Origin of the sequence: Streptomyces sp. NPDC051173 (assembly GCF_040689515.1) — a bacterium.
Taxonomy (GTDB): domain Bacteria; phylum Actinomycetota; class Actinomycetes; order Streptomycetales; family Streptomycetaceae; genus Streptomyces.
On record NZ_JBFBBD010000006.1, the window covers coordinates 143,719 to 163,213 of the forward strand.

Sequence of the window (19,495 nt, forward strand, 5' to 3'; positions counted from 1 at the left end):
GGCCGCCGGTCTCACGGTTCGGTGATGAGATCGGTGAGGGCCTTGATGCCGTCCGCCGCCAGCACCCGGCGCTGCCGGTCCGCCGGGGTGCCCCGCCGCAGCAGCCGGTGGACCAGTGAGCTCACCTGGTGGAGGTCACCGGCCTCCTCCAGCGCCTGCCCGATGTGCCCGAGCAGGGCGTGGACGACCTCCTCGGCGCCGCGGCGCTTGCCCTCGGGGTCGACGAGCATGTCCTCAAGGCCGTGCCGGGCGGCGTGCCAGTTCGAGGCGCTGAGCAGCTCCGGCGGGCAGTACGCCGTCCGGCGGCCGCTCTTCTCGTCGCGGATGGCGGTCGCCACCATGCCGCGCACGATCCCGGCGAGCATCACGGCCTCGTCGGCGCGCAGCTGGACGTCCAGGCAGCGCACCTCGATCGTGGGATAGCGGTCGGACAGCCTGGCCTGCCAGTACAGCTGCCCCCGGTCGCTGATCGCCCCGGCGACGAAGAGCGCCTGGATACGCTCCTCGTAGTCGGCGAGATCGGTGAAGTGCGGGGGCGGCCCGCTGACGGGCCAGCGGCTGTAGACCACGGTGCGCCAACTGGCGAAGCCGGTGTCGTGGCCGTGCCACATCGGTGAGTTGGCCGCCATGGCCACCAGCACCGGCAGCCAGGGGCGGACGCGGTTGAGTACGGCGACGCCCATCTCCCGGTCGGGGATGGCGACATGCACGTGCATCCCGTTGACCAGCTGTTCGTCGACCAGTTGGGCCGCCCGGCCGCGCATCGCCAGATAGCGCGGGTGCCGGGTGACGGGTACGGGCACCAGGCCCGCGCGGGGTGACGTGCCGGACGCAGCGATCCGGCAGCCGCTCCGCTTGGCGGCGGAGCTCACGGCGTGGCGCAGCCGCAGCAGGTGCCCGCTCGCCTCCGCGAGGTCGGCGCAGACCGGAGTGGCCACTTCCACCTGGGCCTGCAACAACTCCGCCTGAATCTCCCGCTCGTGCACGACCGGCTCCAGGTCCACCGCTGCGCAGACCTGCTCCGCCTTCGGAACGGGCAGTGCGGTGGCCGGGTCGAGCAGAAGATACTCCTCCTCGATCCCTAGGGTGAGCATGCCGTAGGGCTACCCTCGCGCTGTCGCGGTGAACCGCGCGCTCCCCGCGGTCGCGTGTTTCTGACGCAAAGACGTCCGCCCTCCCGCGCGTACCGGCCGCGGAACGGAGCCGGGTGACCGGATTTCAGTCTCCGGATTACCTCAACTCCCAAGAGCCAAAAGGAGTTGCCTGATTTCCGTGCGCCGTAAATGCGCCCCGGTTCCATGAATGACGTGAAGTGAAGAAGTTCACAGAAAGCCGTTCCGGCTCCGGTTTCCGGGACTTCGTGATGCAGGATCGTCACTCGAACACAAGATCCCGTCACCGAGACGGGCACCCCGGGCGGACGCCGAGTCCTGCCGCCGTTCCGGGTGCGGAGCAGACCGACTGGATCGGCAGGAGCGGGAGACCCAGGTACGGCGGACCACGATGGCGGTGGTCCTTGGGGTGAAGCCACGGATGTGGCCGGGCGACTTCGACAGCCCGAACCCGACAGGTCATCTTTCGCAGGCGGATGACGAAGGGTTTGACATGTCTGCGTTCCCCGGCATATCCACGCTCGTGTCCCGGGCCGGCGCCGCGACCGTCCTCACCGCCGCCACCGTCACCGCCTCGATGCTGCTGCCCGGAGTGGCGGCCGACGCCCAGGCGGCGACCCCGGGCCAGGCCGCGCTGAAGGTCGCCGCCTCCAAGAAGGGCTCGCCCTATCAGTACGGCGCCGCGGGCCCCAGCCGCTTCGACTGCTCGGGCCTGACGCTCTACTCGTTCAAGAAGGTCGGCAAGAACCTGCCGCGCACCGCGCAGGACCAGTACAACAAGACCCGGCACCTCTCCGCCGGCTCCCGTCAGACCGGTGACCTGGTCTTCTTCCACTCCGGCAGCAACGTCTACCACGTGGGCATCTACGCCGGGGACAACAAGATCTGGCACTCGCCCAAGCCCGGCGCGTCCGTCCGGCTGGAGAAGATCTGGAGCAACAGCGTCTGGTACGGCCGCGTCAACTGACCCCGGCGCACCACGGGAGACGGCCCCCGGCGCCGTGAGGCGCGCACGGGGGCCGTGTGCCGGAGCGGCCGTGCGGTGGAGCGTCAGGGCAGCTGTGCCCCGAGCGCCTGCAGGGCCGCGGGAACCGGCTGGAAGAAGGTCTCGCCACCGGAGGAGCAGTCCCCGCTGCCGCCCGAGGTGAGGCCCAGTGCCGTGTCGTTGTCGAAGAGGGCGCCGCCGCTGTCGCCCGGCTCGGCGCACACGCTGGTGTCGATCAGGCCGTCGACCTGTCCCTCCTGGTAGTTGACGGTCGCGTTGAGGCCGGTGACCTGGCCGCCGTGCAGGCCGCTGGTGCTGCCGCTGCGCTGCACCTGCTCGCCGACCGTCGCCTCACCGGCCCGGCTGATGTTCTGCTGGCTGCCGTTGTAGAGGTCCACCGCGCTGGTGTGGTCGGAGGAGCCGGTGTAGCGCACCAGGGCGTAGTCGTGGCCGGGGAAGGTCGAGCTCTCCGTGGTGCCGGCCTGGGCGCCGCCCTGCGAGTCGGACCACTCGGCCGAGGCGTTGCCGCAGTGCCCCGCCGTCAGGAAGTACGGCTGCCCGTCCTTGCTGACGTTGAAGCCGAGCGAACAGCGCACGCCGCTGCCCCAGATGGCGTCGCCGCCGGCGATGAGCGGCCGGAAGGTGCCCGCCGTCCTTCTGAGCGTGGCCTTGTCCCCCAGGCTCGCGACGACCTTGTCGAGCTTGCTCAGCCGCTCCCCGCGCACCGTGCTGTCGGCGGTGACGACGACCTTGTTGGTCCTGGGGTCGACCGACCAGGCGGTGCCCGGGATGGACGCCTGGGCCTTGAGGGTGCCTCTGGCCGAGTCGAGTTCGGCCGCCGAGTGCCGGACCTGCCTGGCCTCGGCGCCCGCGGCCCGCACCTTCGCCGCGGTCGCCGCGTCGAGCACGTCGACGACGAGCCGGTGGGTGGTGGCGTCGTAGTACGAGCCCGCGGTGTCCGCCGGGAGCTCGGCCGCGATCCGCTGGGCGAGGCCCGCGGCCTGCTCGGCGGAGGCCGCGTCGGGCGCCGGGGCGGACATGGCGTGGGCGCTGGGCAGGGCGAGCGCGGCGGCCGCGAGGACGGCGGCGGCCGAGCCGGCCATGGCGGAGCGGCGTGCCGATATGCGAGGACGTTTCACGAGACCTCCTGTGGGGGGTGCCCGATGGGGCCGATGTCCGGGCACGGAGGGTGAATGTGACGTAGTGACAGAGGCGTGACGGCCGATGCGCCGCCCGGAGCCGACCGGGAGACGCTAGTCGCGTCCATGTCAATTCTCGGAGTATCGGATCGTCCATGTGAACGTTCAAGAGCGACATTCGGTCGTACGAGCGGTGCGTCGGCAAGTCTCTTGCGTCACACGCGTACCGCGAGCCGTTCTCGTGAACGCCCGTGACAGGCGCGGATGGGCGAGGGGCGGTGAGCGGACAGGAAGGGGCGCGGCTGTCCGGTATTCGTTCCCTCGGGGGGTGGAGCGAAGGTTTCTTTGCACACCTTTAACGGGTGCCCGGTGTGCGCGGACGGCAACAGGCCCCCGACCGCGAACGTGGTCGGGGGCCCGCGCCTGCGGAGCGCTGTCCGGGGTCGCGTCCTACTGCGCGCCCGTCGTGTGCGTCGGGCGGATCGGACCGCTGGGCTCGGTCCCCGGGATCGGGGCGCCCTCCGCGTGCTCGATGGGCGCGCCCAGTCCGGCGAGGATGGCCTGCTCGCTGGGCGTGTTCTGCTCGGCGGGCTGCGCGGCCCCGGCGGGCTTCAGGGCGTCGGTGGTCATGCGGAACTCCTGTCGTGCGGGTCGAACGTTCTTTCCTCGAAGTATGTGACACCCCGATCAACAGGCGATCAACAGACCCGCACCCGTAACGTCACGGGTGCCGCTTACCGTGCCAACCACTGAGATACTGTCCCCCTTGTCGCCGGGCGGAGTGTGCGCGGTGAGGTCGGGGGAGACATGGGCGCCAGCGGAGCAACAACAGGAGCACGGCTCTCCTTCCAGCTGCTCGGCCCCGTGCACGCGCAGCTCGACGGGCGCGAGGTCGAGCTCGGCGCGCGCCAGCAGCGCGCCATGCTCGCCGTCCTCCTGCTGCGCGGCGGCCGCACGGTCTCCAGCGACGAACTGATCGACGCCCTGTGGGGCGAACTGGCACCGCCTCAGGCGCTCGGCACCATCCGGACCTACGCCTCCCGCCTGCGCAACCTCCTCGAACCCGGCCGGGTGGCCAGGACCCCGGCCACGGTCCTCGTCTCCTCCTCCGGCGGCTACGCCCTGCACATACCCCCCGAGCAGGTCGACGCCGTCGTCTTCCAGCGCCGCCTCGCCGAGGCCGCCGAGGCCCGTGACGCCGGGGACACCGAGACCGCGCACAGCCGCTACGCCGCGGCCCTGGACCTCTGGCACGGCGCCGCGCTCGCCGGGCTCCCCGGCCCGTACGCCGAACGCCAGCGGCACCGGCTCTCGGAGGCCCGCCTCGTCGCCCAGGAAGGGCTCTTCGACTGCGCCCTCGCCCTCGGCCGGCACGCCGAGATCGTCCCGGAACTGAGCTCCCTCGCCGCCGAACACCCCCTGCGCGAACGCCTCCGCGCCCTGCTGATCCTCGCCCTCTACCGCTGCGGCCGCCAGGTCGACGCCCTCGCCGCCTTCACCGGCACCCGGCGCCTGCTCGTCGCCGAACTCGGCGTCGAACCCGGCCCCGAACTCACCGAACTGCACGCCAGGGTGCTCGCCGCCGACCCCGCACTGGCCTACGCCCCGCCCGCGGGCACCGAGTCCGCGGCAGGCCCCGCGGACGCCGCGCGCCCCAGGGCCGTCCCCTTCCAGCTCCCGGCCGGCATCCCCGACTTCACCGGGCGCGAAGAGCTCGTGCACGACGTGTGCGCCGCCCTCACCGAGACCTCCGGGCCCGCCGTGATGATCGCCATGCTCACCGGCATCGGCGGCGTCGGCAAGACCACGCTCGCCGTGCACGCCGCCCACGCGGCCCGCCCCGACTTCCCCGACGGCCAGCTCTACGTCGACCTCCAGGGCCAGGGCCCGCACCCCGCCGACAGCGGCAGCGTCCTGTCCCACTTCCTCCAGGCCCTCGACGTCCCCGAGACGGACATCCCCGACGACCTCGGCCAGCGCGCCGCCCTCTACCGCTCCGTGCTCGCCGACCGGCGCGTCCTGCTCCTCCTCGACAACGCCCGCGACGCCGCCCAGATCCGCCCCCTGCTCCCCGGCACCGCGGGCTGCGCCGTCCTCGTCACCTCCCGGTCCCGGGCCCTCACCCTCGGCGGCGCCCGGCACTTCCACGTCGGCGTCGCCAGCGCCCCCGAGGCCCTCTCGCTCCTCGCCGCCATCGTGGGCGACGAGCGGGTCGCCGCCGAACCCCGGGCGGCCACCGCGCTCGTCGCGGCCTGCGGCCATCTGCCGCTCGCCGTACGCATCGTGGCCTCCCGTCTCGCCGCCCGGCCCGGCTGGACCATCGCCGCCCTCGGCACCCGGCTCGACGACGAACGCCGCACGCTCGACGAACTGCAGGCAGGCGACCTCACCGTGGAGGCCACCTTCCGGCTCGGCTACGCCCACCTCGCCGACGACCAGGCCCGGGCCTTCCGCCTGCTGGCCCTCCCCGCCGCCCCCGACCTGTCGCTGCCGGCGGTCGCCGCGCTCCTCGGACGCGACGAGTTCACCGCCGAGGACCTCGCCGAGGGCCTCGCCGACGCGGGCATGCTGGAGTCGTACGCCACCGGCCGCTACCGCTTCCACGACCTGCTGCGGCTCTACGCGCGTATGCAGGCCGAACAGACCGACACCCCGCAGGAGCGCCACGAGGCCGTCCAGCGCCTCCTCGACCACCACCTCGCCACCGTCGGCAACGCCTCCCGCACCCTCGAACCCGACCACGCCCTCCAGCGCCACCTGCACCCCGTCACCCTGCCCGGCGTGCCCTTCGCCGACGCCGACGACGCCCGGCAGTGGCTGCGCCACGAGCACATACCGCTCGCCTCGCTCCTCGCCCAGGCCGTCCCCGGCGCACCGGACGCCCTGCGCCCCGCCGGCGACCTGCTGCTCACCTGGTCCGGCCTGATCGAGGGCCCCGCCCACCGCGAGGAGCTGCGCCGCCTCTGCGAGCTCACCGCCGACACCGCGCACACCCGCGCGGAACCCCGCGTCGAGGCCCGGGCCCGCTACACCCTCGGCAACCTCCACTACCTCACCGACGTGTACGACGCCGCCGAGCGCGAACTGACCACCGCGCTGCGGCTCGCCGAGGACGCCGCCGACAACCTGTGCCGCCACCTCGCCGCCAACGCGCTCGGCATCCTCCACCTCGCCACCGACCGCCCCGACCGGGCCCTCCCGCTGCTGGAGCTCGCCGGCTCCCTCTGCGACGGCCTCGACGACAAGGGCAGCGAGGCGCGGGTGCTCGCCAACACCGCACGCGTGCACCTCGCCCTCGCCCAGCCCGAGCAGGCCGAACGCGCCGCCGCGGAGGCCGTCCGGCTGGCGGAGGCGACCGGCAACGGCCCGACCGTCGCGATGACGCTCTACCAGCACGGCTACGTGCTCCGCAGGACCGGCGCCCCCGCGCTCGCCGCCGAGCGCATGCGCGGCGCGCTCGGCCACTTCATCTCCCAGCACCAGCGCGGCTGGGAGGGGCTGGCCTGGGCCCGCCTCGCGGAGTGCCGCCTCGACGAACAGCGGGACGAGGACGCCGTCTCCTGCGCCGAGGAGTCCCTGCGGATCGCCCGCGAACTGGGCAAGAGCTACTGCCAAGGGCTCGCCCACGCCGTGCTCGGCCAGGCCCTCCCGCGCCTCGGCCGCCCGGACCGCGGCCACGGCCACCTGCACGAGGCCCTCACGCTCTTCACCCGCCTCGGGGTCCCCGAGGCCGTCGCGGTCCGCGCCCTGCTCGACGCGGCGGCGCCGGCCACCTCCTGAGCCCGACGGCCGGCACCTCGACACTCACCCTTTGCCTCGCCTAGAGGAAACGCTTCCAAGCCCGTGACCTGCGCTTTACCGCCCCCGACCGGCCCGTGGATCCACTACGGCCGGGGCTACGCTGAGCGATCGTGGCACTGACCAATCTCACCCCCGCCCGAGCCTTCGGCACCTGGCAAGCGGACCCCTTCGGCCTCGCCCTCATCGTCCTCCTCGGCGGTCTCTACGCCTGGGGCGTCCTGCGGGTGACGAGGAAGGGGGAGCGCTGGCCCGTGGCCCGGACGCTCGCGTTCGTGACCCTCGGCCTCGGGGCGATCGCCGTCGCGACCCTGTCGTCCCTCGCGGTGTACGACCGGGTCCTCTTCTGGCCCGCCGCGGTGCAGAACATCCTCCTCGACCTGATCGCACCGCTCGGCCTCGCCCTCGGCGACCCCGTCGCCCTCGCCCGCCGCGCGCTGCCCGCCCGCGGTGCCGAGCGGCTGCACCGGGCGATGCGCGGGCGCGTCGTGAGGGTGCTGACGTTCCCGCTGGTCAGCACCCTGCTCGTGCTCGCCACGGAGCTGTGCGTCTATTTCACGCCCTACTTCGAGGCCGCCCTGCGGAACGAAGCGATCCACCGGCTGATGTACCTCCACCTCCTCGCGGCGGGCAGCCTGTTCGTCCTGCCCATGCTCTCCCGCGAGGAACTGCTGCCGGCGTGGTGCAGCCACCCCGTGCGGGCGCTGCTGGTCTTCGTCGACGGGCTGGTCGACGCCGTACCCGGCATCGTCGTGATGACCAGCGGCACCCTGATCGCGGGCGGCTGGTACGGATCGCAGCAGCGCGGCTGGGGCCCGAGCCCGGAGCGCGACCAGGCGCTCGGCGGCGGACTGATGCTGTCGATCGCCGAACTCGTCGGCATGCCCTTCCTCATCGCCGTCTTCGTCGAGTGGCGCCGCGCCGAGCGGGTCAGGACGGCGGAGCTGGACCGCAGGCTCGACCAGGAGCTCGCCACGGTCCCGGCTCCCGCCCCCACCCCGGAGCGCGCCGACGAGCCCCCTGCCCCCGAGCTGACCCGCCCTTGGTGGGAGACCGACCAGGGCGTCGTCGGCGAGCGCTACCGGCAGACCCGGGACAACCGCCCGTAATCCACTTGGCCGCCGCCCCGGATCTCCGGAAACTTGCCGCATGCGGCCCCCACCGCGGCCGCGCTGACCGAAACACCGGAGAGTCGGCGAACCGCCCGCCGGCACATGGCGATACGCCGCATTTCCCTTCCATGGACGGTGCCGTGCCCGACCCGTATCGGGCCGGGCACTTCCCGCAGTCGTCACGAGATGCCGGGCTTCACTGCCCGAGTGTCACCGGAATGCCGTCGAACTCCCCGCCGAGACAACGGAGACCGGTCGGGCTCGTCTCGTCCTGATCGACGAATCCGCCCCCGCCCACACACTGCTGGGCGGTCACGGTGTCCTGCTTCGCCACGGCGGGCTGAGCTGTGGCGGCAGCGTTACCGGCGATTCCGAAGAGCACACCGGCCCCGAGTGCCAGGGTGCACAGAGAAGATGCGAGGTATCGCATTTCGACTCCACTCCTAGGAAGCGTTTTCCTCTTTAGTGCAGATGATCGGTGATGCGGACGAATTCCGAACAGCCGCTACATCTACGTGTGGCGCATCGTCGCCCGAGTGAGGTATTAAGCAGCCTGTATACGGGGGTGCTGTGCCTGTTTCACCCCGGAACGGACGAGCGAGCCGAGCGGCGGCGCCGAAGAGTTCGGGCCGGTCGCGACGCCACGGAGGCCAGGAGTTAATGTCGGCCCCTGTGACTGACACTTCCTCCCATCTGAGCGCGACAGCGGACGCCTACGACGCCGTCGCCGTCCGCTACGCCGACTTCGTCCGCGGTGCGCTCGACCGGTTTCCGATGGACCGTTCGGTGCTCGCCGCGTTCGCGGAATCCGTACGGGCCGCGGGCGGCGGGACCGTCGGTGAGCTGGGATGCGGGCCCGGGCACATGACGATGCACCTGAGGGAGCTGGGGCTGGACGCCTACGGCGTGGACCTGTCGCCGGTGATGATCGACCTCGCCCGCCGGGCGTTCCCCGGTCTGCGCTTCGAGGTCGGCTCGATGGACGCGCTGGAGGAGGGCGACGCCACGCTGGACGGCATCGTGTCCTGGTATTCGGTCATCCACGCCCCGCCGCGCGAGGTCCCTTCGTACGTCGCCGAGTTCCACCGGGTGCTGGCCCCGGGCGGCCACCTCCTGCTCGCCTTCTTCGAGTCCGAGGGCGACCCGGTGACGCCGTTCGACCACAAGGTGACCACGGCCTACCGGTGGCCGATAGACGACCTCGCCGGCCTGGCCCGCGCGGCCGGTTTCGCGGAAGTCGGCCGCATGCTGCGCGAGCCCCAGGAAGGCGAGCGGTACCGGCGCGGGCACCTGCTGATGCGCAAGCAGTAGGAGGGCGAGGCCGTTCACGGCCACCGCCGCCGCACGGGCCGAGGGCGCCCCGCCGCCGGCGGGGCGCCCTTCCCGGTCTCAGTGTCCCCGGGCGATCCAGTCGGCGAGCGCCGGTGCCTCGGTGCCGACCGTGGTCGTGTCGCCGTGGCCCGTGCGCACCACGGTCTCCGGGGGGAGGGACAGCAGCCGGTCCCGGATGGAGTCGATGATCGTGGGGAAGTCCGAGAAGGACCGCCCCGTCGCGCCGGGACCGCCCTGGAAGAGGGTGTCGCCGGTGAACACGGTCCCCAGCGCCGGCGCGTACAGGCAGACGGCACCCGGGCTGTGGCCCGGGGTGTGCAGCACCGTCAGCTCGACGCCGGCGACCGACAGGACCTGGCCGTCCGCCAGTTCCCGGTCGGGCGCGACGCCCGGGTGGGTCAGGTCCCACAGCTCACGGTCGGCCGGGTGCAGCAGGACGGGCGCGCCCGTACGGTCCGCGAGGGCGGGCGCCGCGTCGATGTGGTCGTTGTGGGCGTGGGTGGAGACGATCGCGACCAGCCGGCGGCCGCCCACCGCCTTCCCGATCGCGTCGGCGTCGTGGGACGCGTCGACGACGAGGACCTCCTCGTCGTCACCGACGAGCCAGACGTTGTTGTCGACGTCCCAGGTCCCGCCGTCGAGGGCGAAGGTCCCGGACGTGACCAGGTGCTCGATGCGCGCCGCCATCACAGCATCACCACCGAACGCAGCACATCGCCCTTCTCCATGCGGTGGAAGGCGTCCTCCACCTCGTCCAGCGCGATGGTCTCGCTGACGAACGCGTCGAGGTCGAGGCGCCCCTGGAGGTAGAGGTCGATGAGCATGGGGAAGTCGCGGGAGGGCAGGCAGTCGCCGTACCACGACGACTTCAGCGAGCCGCCCCGCCCGAAGACGTCCAGCAGCGGCAGCTCCAGCTTCATCTCCGGCGTGGGCACGCCCACCAGGACCACGGTCCCGGCCAGGTCCCGGGCGTAGAACGCCTGCTCGTAGGTCTCGGGGCGGCCCACCGCGTCGATGACGACGTCCGCGCCGAAGCCCCCTGTCAGCGAACGGATCGCCTCGACGCCGTCGACGGAGCGGGAGTTGACGGTGTGCGTGGCGCCCAGCGACTTCGCCGTCTCCAGCTTGGCGTCGGCGATGTCCACCGCGATGATCTTCGAGGCGCCGGCCAGCCGGGCACCCGCGATCGCCGCGCCGCCGACGCCGCCGCAGCCGATGACCGCCACGGTGTCCCCGCGCCCCACCGCTCCGGTGTTGATCGCCGCGCCCAGGCCGGCCATCACGCCGCAGCCGAGCAGGCCCGCGGCGGCCGGGGAGGCGGCGGGGTCGACCTTGGTGCACTGCCCGGCGGCCACCAGGGTCTTCTCCGCGAAGGCGCCGATGCCCAGGGCGGGGGAGAGCTCGGTGCCGTCGGTGAGCGTCATCCTCTGCTTGGCGTTGTGGGTGTCGAAGCAGTACCACGGGCGCCCGCGCAGACAGGCCCGGCACTGGCCGCAGACCGCGCGCCAGTTGAGGATCACGAAGTCGCCCGGGGCCACCTCGGTCACCCCGGCGCCGACCGACTCGACCACACCGGCGGCTTCATGGCCGAGCAGGAAGGGGAATTCGTCGTTGATCCCGCCCTCCCGGTAGTGCAGATCGGTGTGGCACACCCCGCACGCCTGGATCTTCACCACGGCCTCGCCCGGACCGGGGTCGGGCACCACGATCGTCTCGACCCGGACCGGTTCGCCCTTGCCTCGGGCGATGACACCGCGTACTTCTTGCGCCATGGGGTGCAGCCTGCCTTTCTCGGTGAGTCAGCTGCCCCCACTCTGCGCCGGAAGTGACGATGTGTCCAACATCCCGTTCCGATCACATTCAGCAGCCGTCCTGCTCAATCGCCGTCGCGGTGCGCGATCGTCGCCAGGAGTGCCCGCGCGGCCGCCGTCGGCTGGCCCGCGGCGGGCACGGCGACCCCCACCTTCCACCGCACCGGCCCTTCGAGCGGCACCGCGCTCAGCCCCCGCGCCTGCTCCTTGAGTGTCACGGGCCGGGGCACCACCGCGGCCCCCAGGCCCCGTGACACCAGATCGAGCAGCGTATAGACGTCGTTGACCTGGAGCGCCACCTTCCGCGTCACCCCCGCCTCGGCGAACGCGAGATCCGCCGCCCGCCGCGCGCCCCAGTCGGGGTGCAGGTCCACGAACACCTCCCCGGCCAGCCGCGCCGCGGGCACCGGCCCGCCGACGCCCGCCAGCGGATGGTCCGCCCGGCACAGCAGCATCAGCGGTTCCTCGGCGATCCGGCGGAGCCGCACCCCGTCGTGGACGTCGTCGTGCACGACGAAGGCCAGGTCGAGCTCGCCCCGGCGCACCTGCTCCAGCAGCCGCCCGGAACCCGCCTGTTCCATGTGCACCTCCACCTGCGGGTGGAGCGCGTGGAAGGAGGCCAGCAGCGCACCGGCGTCGACGGTGCCCATGCACTGCTCCGTACCGACCGAGAGCGTCCCGCCCATCAGCCCCTGCACGGCCGCGACGGCCTCCCGGGCCGCCGCCGCGCACGCCAGCGTCCGCCGCGCCTCGACGAGCAGCGCCCGCCCGGCGTCCGTCAGCCCGACCCGCCGGGTGGTGCGGATGAACAGCTCCGCGCCCAGCTCCCGTTCCAGCGCCCGCACGGACGCCGACACCCCGGACTGGGCGACGCGCAGCCGCTCGGCAGCGTGCGTGAAGTGCTGCTCCTCGGCGACGGCCACGAAGTGTTCGAGGTGTCTCAGTTCCATGATTGAGCATGGTAGGTGCTGGATGTGCGTGCCCTGTCCGAGTACGGGGACGGACGGCCGGCGGGAACACCGCGAGGTGGCAGGAGAACCGTCTCCACACCCCCTCCACACGGGCATCACCAACACTTCCCGGCCAACTCGCAACATCGCCAACAACACTGTCACGTGGCTCACACCTGCTCCGTAGGTCACATTCCGGTTAGCGGGAGTGGCCGGTCCTGTTCGGGTGGTGCAGCCAAGGCGTGGCGGCTCTGTCTAATCTCCGGCGCCATGCGCAGAACAACTCTGGGACGGCTCAGCCTGTCCGCAGCCCTCGCGTCCGTCGTCGCCCTGCTCGGCATGGCCGAGCCCGCCACCGCCGCGACCCCGCCCATGACCATCACCGTGGACAAACAGTCCGCGACCCCCGGCTCCACGGTGAACATCACCCTGGCGTTCACCAACGACCAGGCCACGAACGCGCAGTTCGTGTACCAGTCGATACAGCCGACGTACAACACCCAGCAGGACCCGGGCCTGAAGTACGCGTTCACCACCTGCACCGGTGACACGGCCAACTGCACGGTGCCGACCCACCAGAGCGGCGCGGTCAGCTACAACGCCCCCGTGCTGCCGAACGCCACCCGGACCGTCACGATGAGCTACCAGATCGCCGCCGACGCGGCGTGCGGGCCCTCGCGGCGGATCGAGTTCTACACCTACCTCTACTACGAGTACCAGGGCGGCCAGGCCAAGAAGGACGGGATGTACCCCGTGGGCGGCACGGACATCGCGTGCAAGACCCCCGCGGCCCGCGCGAGCCACTGAGCGACCGGCCCCGGCAGTGATCAGGCGCCGGACCGCGCCGCTTTGCCGAGCGCGTCGGCGATCGCGTACCACCAGCACGGCAACAGCCGAAGGTTCGGCCCGGCCGGGGACACCCGGCCGGGCCTGGCCGCGCGTGGCAGCCGTGCCGCGATGCCGGTCGTACCCGCCGCGGTCAGGCCGCCGGGTGCTCGTGCCACCGCGCCGACGCCGCGTCGAAGCACGGGCCGCAGACGGGGAAGGAGACGTCGCCCACCGCCGGGAGGTGGAAGGTGAGCCGGAGGTCCGGATAGGCGTCCTCGGAGCAGACGTGCAGTCCGCGGTGGGTGACCGAGCACATGCAGTGGCAGGGCTCGATCTGCTCCATCGAGGCGATCTGCGGGGAGGGAATTCTCTTCAGGCTCCCAAAGATGGCCATGGGGCGATTGTAGGTCAGATGTCCCTTTTTAGCCTGTTCGTATTCCCTCCGCAGGGTGAACGACGGGTGCCGGAGAGCATCTCTTGCCGGTCGGCAGGGGAAAGTTCCGAAGTTGGGACCGGTACGTCGAAGTCGTGCCGGTGGCAAGCAGGTAAGGAAAGTGACCCATGGCAACAGGCGTCGTGAAGTGGTTCAACCCGGAGAAGGGCTTCGGCTTCATCCAGCAGGACGACGGGGGTGCGGACGTCTTCGTCCACTTCTCGGCCATCCAGCAGACCAGCGGCTACAAGGAGCTCTTCGAGGGCGACCCGGTGGAGTACGACGTGGTCCAGGGACCCAAGGGGCCCCAGGCGGAGAACGTCGTCCGCCAGCAGCAGTAGGCGCCGGGCCGCGAGGTCCCCGGCGGCGCCGCGACGGCGTCCGCCGGGGGCCGGCGGACGGTCCGGCCGTCCATGTCCGGCCGGAGGCCGCACCTACGACAGCGATCCTGCCCCGTCATTCCTAGAGCGCCGGATCCAGCGCCTTCCGCATCCTGCCGACCGCCTCCGTGAGCACCTCCGGCGACGTCGCGAAATTCAGCCGCACATACCCCGCCCCGCCCGTGCCGAAGCCGGCACCACCGGTGAGCGCCACCCGGCCGTGCTCCAGGAACACCGAGGCCGCGGTGTCCCCGAGACCCAGCGGCCGGCAGTCCAGCCACGCCAGGTACGTCGCCTCCGGCGGCGCGTACCCCACCTCCGGAAGCTGCCGCGCCAGCAGGTCGGCCAGCAGCCGCCGGTTCTCGTCCAGCCCCGCCAGCACGGCGTCCAGCCAGTCGCCACCGTGCCGCAGGGCCGCCGTGTGCGCGATGACACCGACGTGGCTCGGGCCGTGGCTCACCTCCCCGGGCAGCCGCGCGAGGTCGGCGGCCGCCCCCGGGCCCGCCACGGCCAGCGCCGCCTTGAGCCCGGCCAGGTGCCACGCCTTGGAGGCCGACATCAAGGAGAAGGCGCTCTCGGCCCCCGGCACCGACAGATACGGCACGAACCGCGCGCCGGACAGCACGAGCGGCGCGTGGATCTCGTCGACGACGACCCGCACACCGTGACCGGCCGTCAGCTCCGCCACCGCCGCGAGCTCCCGCGCGGTGTGCACCGTCCCCGTCGGGTTGTGCGGGCTGCACAGCAGATACGCGGCCCGCCGCCCGCCCCTCACGGCCTCCCGGCACGCCGACTCCAGCGCCGCCGGGTCGATGCGGCCCGCCTCGTCCAGCGGCGCCTCCACGATCCGCCGGTCCATGTGCTCCACGAAGGCGTAGAACGGCGGATAGACGGGCGAGTTGACCACGACGGCGTCCCCGGGCGAGGTGATCAGCTTGAGGATCTCCACGACGCCGAGCATCACGTCCGGCATGATTGCCGTACGCTCCTCCACCACGCCGTCCCAGCCCCAGCGCTCGCGGGCGAAGGCGTCCAGCGCCCGCGCGTACTCCGTACCGCCCGCGTAGCCCGTGTCCCCCCGCTCCATCGCCCGCGTCACCGCGCGCACCACCGGCTCGGCGACCGGGACGTCCATCTCGGCCACCCACAAGGGCAGGACGTCCGGCGGATAGGCGGTCCACTTCGTGCTCGTGCGCAGCCGCAGCTCCTCCAGGGAGAGCCGGCACAGCGGATTCGTCTCATCGGCAGCCATGGGAACCATTGTGCGTACGCATGTCAACTCCCGTCCCGGAGCGGGGCGGTCAGCCCATCCGGTCGCCCTCGACGCGCGTCGCCACCCAGCCGCGGTGCGCCGGTCGCCGCCCGGCGGGCTGGCCGGGCTCGGGCCTGCCGGGCGCCGCGGGCACCTTCCTGACCACCGCGTGCTTGCGCGTCACGGTCAGCCGCTCCGCGTAGTGGTCGACCTCCAGCGCGTCGCCCTCCGCCAGCGAATAGGTGACGTTCTCGGTGGTGATCTCGACCCGCAGCCGGCAGCGCAGCACCTGCACCGTGAAGGCCAGCCGCCCCAGCTGCTCCGGCAGCTTCGGCGCGAAGGAGACCGTGTCGTCGCAGTGCCGCATCCCGCCGAACCCCGCGACCAGCGCGATCCAGGTGCCCGCCAGCGACGCGATGTGGACCCCGTCCCGGGTGTTGCTCTCCAGGTCGGAGAGGTCCATCATCGCGGCCTCGCCGAGATAGTCGTACGCCAGCCGCAGATGGCCCACCTCGGCGGCCATCACCGCCTGGACGCACGAGGAGAGCGACGAGTCGCGCACGGTCAGCGGGTCGTAGTAGGCGAAGTTCCGCGCCTTCTGCTCGTCCGTGAAGGCGTCGCCGCGCAGATACATGGCCAGCACCAGGTCCGCCTGCTTGATCACCTGCTTGCGGTAGATGTCGAAGTACGGGAAGTGCAGCATCAGCGGGTACTGGTCCGGCCGCGTCCCCGCGAAGTCCCACTGCTGGTGGCTGGTGAAATCGGCGGACTGCTCGTGGACACCCAGCGACGCGTTGTACGGCAAGGTCATCCGCTCCGCCGCGTCCCGCCAGGCCGCCGTCTCCTCGTCGTCCACCTCCAGCACCGCCGCGAGGTCCGGGTGCCGCTCCGCCACGTCCGCCGCGGCCCGGAGGTTCTGCTGCGCCATCAGATTGGTGTAGACGTTGTCGTCGGCGATCGCGCTGTATTCGTCCGGGCCCGTCACCCCGTCGATGTGGAACTGCCCCTGGTGGTCGTGGTGCCCCAGCGAACGCCACAGCCGGGCCGTGTGCACCAGCAGCTCCAGCCCCACCTCCCGCTCGAAGGTCTCGTCACCCGTCGCTGCGAGATAGCGCACCACCGCGTCCGCGATGTCCGCGTTCACATGGAACGCCGCCGTCCCCGCCGGCCAGTACGCCGAGCACTCGTCGCCGTTGATGCTGCGCCACGGGAAGGCCGCGCCTTCCAGCCCCAGCGTCCGGGCGCGGTTGAGCGCCGCGGGCAGGGTGGCGTGCCGCCACCGCAGCGGCTGGGCCGCCGCGTGCGGCACCGTGCCGGTCAGCACCGGCAGCACGAAGGTCTCGGTGTCCCAGAAGCTGTGCCCGTCGTACCCCGGCCCCGTCAGCCCCTTCGCCGCGATAGCCCGGCTCTCCGCCCGCGCCCCCGCCTGCAGGACGTGGAACAGCGCGAACCGCACCGCCTGCTGGATCTCCGCGTCCCCGTCCACCTCGACGTCGGCCCGGTCCCAGAAGTCGTCCAGATACGCCCGCTGCTCGTCGCACAGCCCCTGCCAGCCCGTGCTGGTCGCACCCGCCAGCGCCGCGTCCACCTGGTCGTGCATCGCGGGCAGCGACCGCACGCCCGACCAGCCGTAGGCCACCGTCTTCTCCAGCCGCAGCCGCTCGCCGGGCCGCAGCGTCGACGTCACCGTGAACCGGGCCAGGTTCTCGCTGCTCTGCGCGTACGTCCGGGTCTCGTCCGGGCCGTCCACCGCGTGGACCGCCGCGGTCGCCACCCGCAGCCCGCTGCGCACGGTCCGGTGCATCAGCCGCAGCGCGCCGCCGTCCGCGCCGTGCTCCTCGGGGACCAGCGGTGACTCCAGCACCGCCGCGACCCGGGGGTCGCCGACCGCCTTGGGCAGCTGTTCGTTGGCGACCAGTTCCGACTGGAGCACGATCCGCGTCTCGTCGTCGACCGCCTCGACCTCGTAGCAGATCGCCGCGACGGCCCGCTGGGTGAAGGAGATCAGCCGCGTCGAGCGCACCCGCACGGTCCGCCCGGAAGGGGACGTCCACTCGGCCGTACGGCGCAGGACGCCCGCGCGGAAGTCGAGCAGCCGCTCGTGGTGGACCAGCCGGCCGTAGCGCAGGTCGAAGGGCTCGTCGTCGACGAGGAGGCGGATCACCTTGCCGTTGGTCACGTCGATGACGGTCTGACCGGACTCGGGATAGCCGTAGCCCGCCTCGGCGTAGGGCAGCGGCCGCAGCTCGTGCACCCCGTTGAGATAGGAGCCGGGCAGGCCGTGCGGCTCGCCCTCGTCCAGATTGCCGCGCCAGCCGATGTGCCCGTTGGCGAGCGCGAAGACCGATTCGCTCTGCGGCAGCACCTCCAGATTGAGCTCGGTCTCGCGCAGGCACCAGGGTTCGACCAGATACGCCGGATGGGTGATCACGGGGGGCCTCCCAGCAGCTGGTCCAGATCCTGCACGACCACGTCCGCGCCGTGCTCGCGCAGCGCCTCGGCCTGGCCGGCCCGGTCCACGCCGACGACGAAGCCGAAGTTCCCCGAACGCCCCGCGTCCATGCCCGCCAGGGCGTCCTCGAAGACCGCGCACTGCCCGGGCTCCATGCCCAGCTCGCGGCCCGCGGCGAGGAAGGTGTCCGGGTGGGGCTTGCCCGGCAGGTGCCGTTCGGCGGCCACCAGGCCGTCGACGCGGACCTCGAAGAGGTCGTCGATGCCCGCGGCGATCAGCACGTCGTGGCAGTTGGCGCTGGAGGACACCACGGCGCGGCGCAGCCCGGCCTCGCGGACGGCGTGCACGTAGCGGACGGAGCCCTCGTACGCCTCGACGCCCAGCTCCTTGATCTTCTGGAGCACGAGCACGTTCTTACGCGCCCCCAGGCCCTGCACGGTGTCCAGCTCCGGCGGGTCGTCCGGGGTGCCCTCGGGCAGTTGGATGCCCCGCGAGGCGAGGAAGGACCGCACCCCGTCGGCCCTCGGCATGCCGTCCACGTACTCGTCGTAGTCCCGGGCCGCGTCGAACGGCCGGAAGCCGGCCCCGTCGCGCGCCCGCAGGAACGCGTCGAACGTCTCTTTCCAGGCGGCCGCGTGCACGGTCGCCGTGCGGGTGAGCACGCCGTCGAGGTCGAACAGGCAGGCACGGATACCGGAAGGAAGTCCGAGGCTCGTCACCCGGCCATGATGCCCCGTACCCGGCGCGACCGCAGGACCGCCTGCTGCACGACAGTGCAGGGCCGTACGGAGTACACGGATCCGCACCGTAAAGTGATCAAATGACCCGAGCCGTTGATGCCGTCGAGGCCGCCGCGGTCGCCCTGGGCCAGGGCGACTGGAACCCGCTTGGTGAGGAACAGGCCATGGGTGGCACGTTCCTCACGCACCGTGACGCCTTGGAGCCGCGGAGGCTCCCGGACATGCCCGCGAGCCGTGACCCGCAGGGCTGGGTGTCGCAGCACGTGCTGTGGCTGGAGGACGTCGCCGCGCTCGCCGCCGCCGTGCGCGACCAGTGGTACGTGCACCTGCCCACGAGCCATATGACCGCGCTGATCTCCGCCTACGCGGACCAGGCCGCCGTCGCGGTGCCGCTCGCGGACCGGCTGCGGGCCGCGTGGGACGCGGAGCGGCCGGACTCGCTCTCCCAGGAGCAGGTCACCTGGTGGGAGCAGTGGCACATCCCGGCGGCGGAGCGGCAGCAGCTCGACGCGGTGACGCACCGTCTGATCGTCATCGGCTCGGTCGTGGTGGCCGCCGTCACCGGCGCGTGGCGCGCGGGCAGGTCCTGACCACGGCGCCCACCCCTGCCGCAGGTGGGTGGTCAGCGATTTCGGGATTGCCGGGTGCGTGAGAACATGGCGAAAACAGGTGTTTTGCGGCACGTGTGACGCGAAGGGACGGCCCGATGGCACGCACCGACATCCTCACCGAGCTCGAGAGCGACCACCGGGTGATCGAGGCGCTGTTCAACTCGATCCACCGGACCCGCCTCGAGGACGTCCACCGTGAGGACCTCCTGGAAGAGGTGGCCACCGCGCTCGCACGGCACTCGGCGGCCGAGGAGGAGTACCTCTATCCGGCGGTGCGCGCACAGCTCGCCGAGGGCGACACCTTCGTGGAGAAGGAGCACGGCGACCAGGAGCGCCTGACCGCCATGCTCCGGGGCCTGGAGTCCAGCACCGTCTACGAGCCGGGCTTCGACGCGCGGGTCCGCGCGCTGGAACGCGAGGTCGGCCAGCACGTCCGGCACGAGGAGCGCGACGTCTTCCCCATGCTGCGGCACGTCTGCCCCCTCGAACTGCTCCGCCGCCTCGGCGAGGAGGTCAAGGAAGGCAGACACCGCTCGCTGCACGGGGGCGGGACGAACTGA

General features: G+C 72.2%; 20 protein-coding genes and 1 riboswitch. Of the genes, 8 read left to right on the forward strand and 12 right to left on the reverse strand.

Annotated elements, in window-relative coordinates; translation table 11 throughout:
* Nucleotides 1-11 precede the first annotated feature (11 nt).
* Entirely contained in the window at nucleotides 12-1,094 is a 1,083-nt protein-coding gene (locus tag AB0435_RS06415) for a glutamate--cysteine ligase (protein WP_366005772.1), read from the reverse strand.
* A 330-nt stretch (nucleotides 1,095-1,424) separates the two neighbouring features.
* Nucleotides 1,425-1,602, forward strand: a riboswitch (cyclic di-AMP (ydaO/yuaA leader).
* 3 nt (nucleotides 1,603-1,605) lie between these two features.
* On the opposite strand from AB0435_RS06415, the gene AB0435_RS06420 reads away from it, so the two are divergent.
* On the forward strand, nucleotides 1,606-2,079 hold the full coding sequence (locus tag AB0435_RS06420) for a C40 family peptidase (protein WP_366005771.1): 474 nt from the start codon (nucleotides 1,606-1,608) through the stop codon (nucleotides 2,077-2,079).
* An 83-nt stretch (nucleotides 2,080-2,162) separates the two neighbouring features.
* Here the strand turns inward: AB0435_RS06420 and AB0435_RS06425 are convergent, their stop codons facing one another.
* Complete coding sequence (locus AB0435_RS06425; RefSeq protein ID WP_366005787.1) at nucleotides 2,163-3,200, reverse strand: S1 family peptidase; 1,038 nt, start codon at nucleotides 3,198-3,200, stop codon at nucleotides 2,163-2,165.
* Nucleotides 3,201-3,686: 486 nt separating this feature from the next.
* Nucleotides 3,687-3,866: a hypothetical protein gene (locus AB0435_RS06430; RefSeq protein ID WP_366005770.1), complete on the reverse strand. Its 180-nt coding sequence runs from the start codon at nucleotides 3,864-3,866 to the stop codon at nucleotides 3,687-3,689.
* Nucleotides 3,867-4,043: 177 nt separating this feature from the next.
* Between AB0435_RS06430 and AB0435_RS06435 the strand changes: the two genes are divergently transcribed.
* The gene (locus tag AB0435_RS06435) at nucleotides 4,044-7,016 is read left to right on the forward strand and encodes a BTAD domain-containing putative transcriptional regulator (protein WP_366426344.1); all 2,973 of its coding nucleotides are present in this window, start codon (nucleotides 4,044-4,046) and stop codon (nucleotides 7,014-7,016) included.
* Nucleotides 7,017-7,153: 137 nt separating this feature from the next.
* Nucleotides 7,154-8,143: a cytochrome c oxidase assembly protein gene (locus AB0435_RS06440; RefSeq protein ID WP_366005786.1), complete on the forward strand. Its 990-nt coding sequence runs from the start codon at nucleotides 7,154-7,156 to the stop codon at nucleotides 8,141-8,143.
* Nucleotides 8,144-8,342: 199 nt separating this feature from the next.
* On the opposite strand, the gene AB0435_RS06445 is transcribed toward AB0435_RS06440, so the two are convergent.
* Nucleotides 8,343-8,576 (reverse strand): hypothetical protein, encoded by a 234-nt coding sequence (locus AB0435_RS06445; protein WP_366005768.1) that lies wholly within the window; start codon nucleotides 8,574-8,576, stop codon nucleotides 8,343-8,345.
* Between the two features lie 242 nt (nucleotides 8,577-8,818).
* On the opposite strand from AB0435_RS06445, the gene AB0435_RS06450 reads away from it, so the two are divergent.
* Complete coding sequence (locus AB0435_RS06450) at nucleotides 8,819-9,457, forward strand: class I SAM-dependent methyltransferase (RefSeq protein WP_366426345.1); 639 nt, start codon at nucleotides 8,819-8,821, stop codon at nucleotides 9,455-9,457.
* 78 nt (nucleotides 9,458-9,535) lie between these two features.
* Here the strand turns inward: AB0435_RS06450 and AB0435_RS06455 are convergent, their stop codons facing one another.
* The 3 genes from AB0435_RS06455 to AB0435_RS06465 form a co-directional block, all read right to left on the reverse strand.
* Entirely contained in the window at nucleotides 9,536-10,165 is a 630-nt protein-coding gene (locus tag AB0435_RS06455) for an MBL fold metallo-hydrolase (RefSeq protein WP_366005766.1), read from the reverse strand.
* On the reverse strand, nucleotides 10,165-11,250 hold the full coding sequence (locus AB0435_RS06460) for an S-(hydroxymethyl)mycothiol dehydrogenase (protein ID WP_366005765.1): 1,086 nt from the start codon (nucleotides 11,248-11,250) through the stop codon (nucleotides 10,165-10,167). Before AB0435_RS06460 ends, AB0435_RS06455 begins: the two co-directional genes overlap by 1 nt.
* Before the next feature lie 104 nt (nucleotides 11,251-11,354).
* On the reverse strand, nucleotides 11,355-12,239 hold the full coding sequence (locus AB0435_RS06465) for a LysR family transcriptional regulator (RefSeq protein WP_366426346.1): 885 nt from the start codon (nucleotides 12,237-12,239) through the stop codon (nucleotides 11,355-11,357).
* A gap of 270 nt (nucleotides 12,240-12,509) precedes the next feature.
* Between AB0435_RS06465 and AB0435_RS06470 the strand changes: the two genes are divergently transcribed.
* A complete protein-coding gene (locus tag AB0435_RS06470) occupies nucleotides 12,510-13,046 on the forward strand; it encodes a hypothetical protein (RefSeq protein WP_366005763.1) in 537 nt (178 codons plus the stop codon).
* 20 nt (nucleotides 13,047-13,066) lie between these two features.
* Here the strand turns inward: AB0435_RS06470 and AB0435_RS06475 are convergent, their stop codons facing one another.
* The gene (locus AB0435_RS06475; protein WP_366005762.1) at nucleotides 13,067-13,243 is read right to left on the reverse strand and encodes a hypothetical protein; all 177 of its coding nucleotides are present in this window, start codon (nucleotides 13,241-13,243) and stop codon (nucleotides 13,067-13,069) included.
* Nucleotides 13,219-13,461: a DUF6372 family protein gene (locus tag AB0435_RS06480; RefSeq protein WP_366005761.1), complete on the reverse strand. Its 243-nt coding sequence runs from the start codon at nucleotides 13,459-13,461 to the stop codon at nucleotides 13,219-13,221. Before AB0435_RS06480 ends, AB0435_RS06475 begins: the two co-directional genes overlap by 25 nt.
* Before the next feature lie 167 nt (nucleotides 13,462-13,628).
* Here AB0435_RS06480 and AB0435_RS06485 point away from each other — a divergent pair, with 167 nt between their 5' ends.
* Nucleotides 13,629-13,841, forward strand: a complete 213-nt coding sequence (locus AB0435_RS06485) for a cold-shock protein (RefSeq protein ID WP_366005760.1) — start codon at nucleotides 13,629-13,631, stop codon at nucleotides 13,839-13,841.
* A 121-nt stretch (nucleotides 13,842-13,962) separates the two neighbouring features.
* On the opposite strand, the gene AB0435_RS06490 is transcribed toward AB0435_RS06485, so the two are convergent.
* The 3 genes from AB0435_RS06490 to AB0435_RS06500 are packed head-to-tail and all read right to left on the reverse strand — an operon-like array spanning nucleotide 13,963 to nucleotide 18,303.
* Nucleotides 13,963-15,132, reverse strand: coding sequence for an aminotransferase class I/II-fold pyridoxal phosphate-dependent enzyme (locus AB0435_RS06490; RefSeq protein WP_366426347.1), 1,170 nt, complete (start codon nucleotides 15,130-15,132; stop codon nucleotides 13,963-13,965).
* Nucleotides 15,133-15,181: 49 nt separating this feature from the next.
* Complete coding sequence (locus AB0435_RS06495; protein ID WP_366426348.1) at nucleotides 15,182-17,563, reverse strand: glycosyl hydrolase family 65 protein; 2,382 nt, start codon at nucleotides 17,561-17,563, stop codon at nucleotides 15,182-15,184.
* Nucleotides 17,560-18,303, reverse strand: coding sequence for a beta-phosphoglucomutase family hydrolase (locus tag AB0435_RS06500; RefSeq protein ID WP_366005756.1), 744 nt, complete (start codon nucleotides 18,301-18,303; stop codon nucleotides 17,560-17,562). Before AB0435_RS06500 ends, AB0435_RS06495 begins: the two co-directional genes overlap by 4 nt.
* 101 nt (nucleotides 18,304-18,404) lie before the next feature.
* Between AB0435_RS06500 and AB0435_RS06505 the strand changes: the two genes are divergently transcribed.
* Nucleotides 18,405-18,914: a hypothetical protein gene (locus AB0435_RS06505; protein ID WP_366005755.1), complete on the forward strand. Its 510-nt coding sequence runs from the start codon at nucleotides 18,405-18,407 to the stop codon at nucleotides 18,912-18,914.
* A gap of 116 nt (nucleotides 18,915-19,030) precedes the next feature.
* Nucleotides 19,031-19,495: a hemerythrin domain-containing protein gene (locus AB0435_RS06510; protein ID WP_366005754.1), complete on the forward strand. Its 465-nt coding sequence runs from the start codon at nucleotides 19,031-19,033 to the stop codon at nucleotides 19,493-19,495.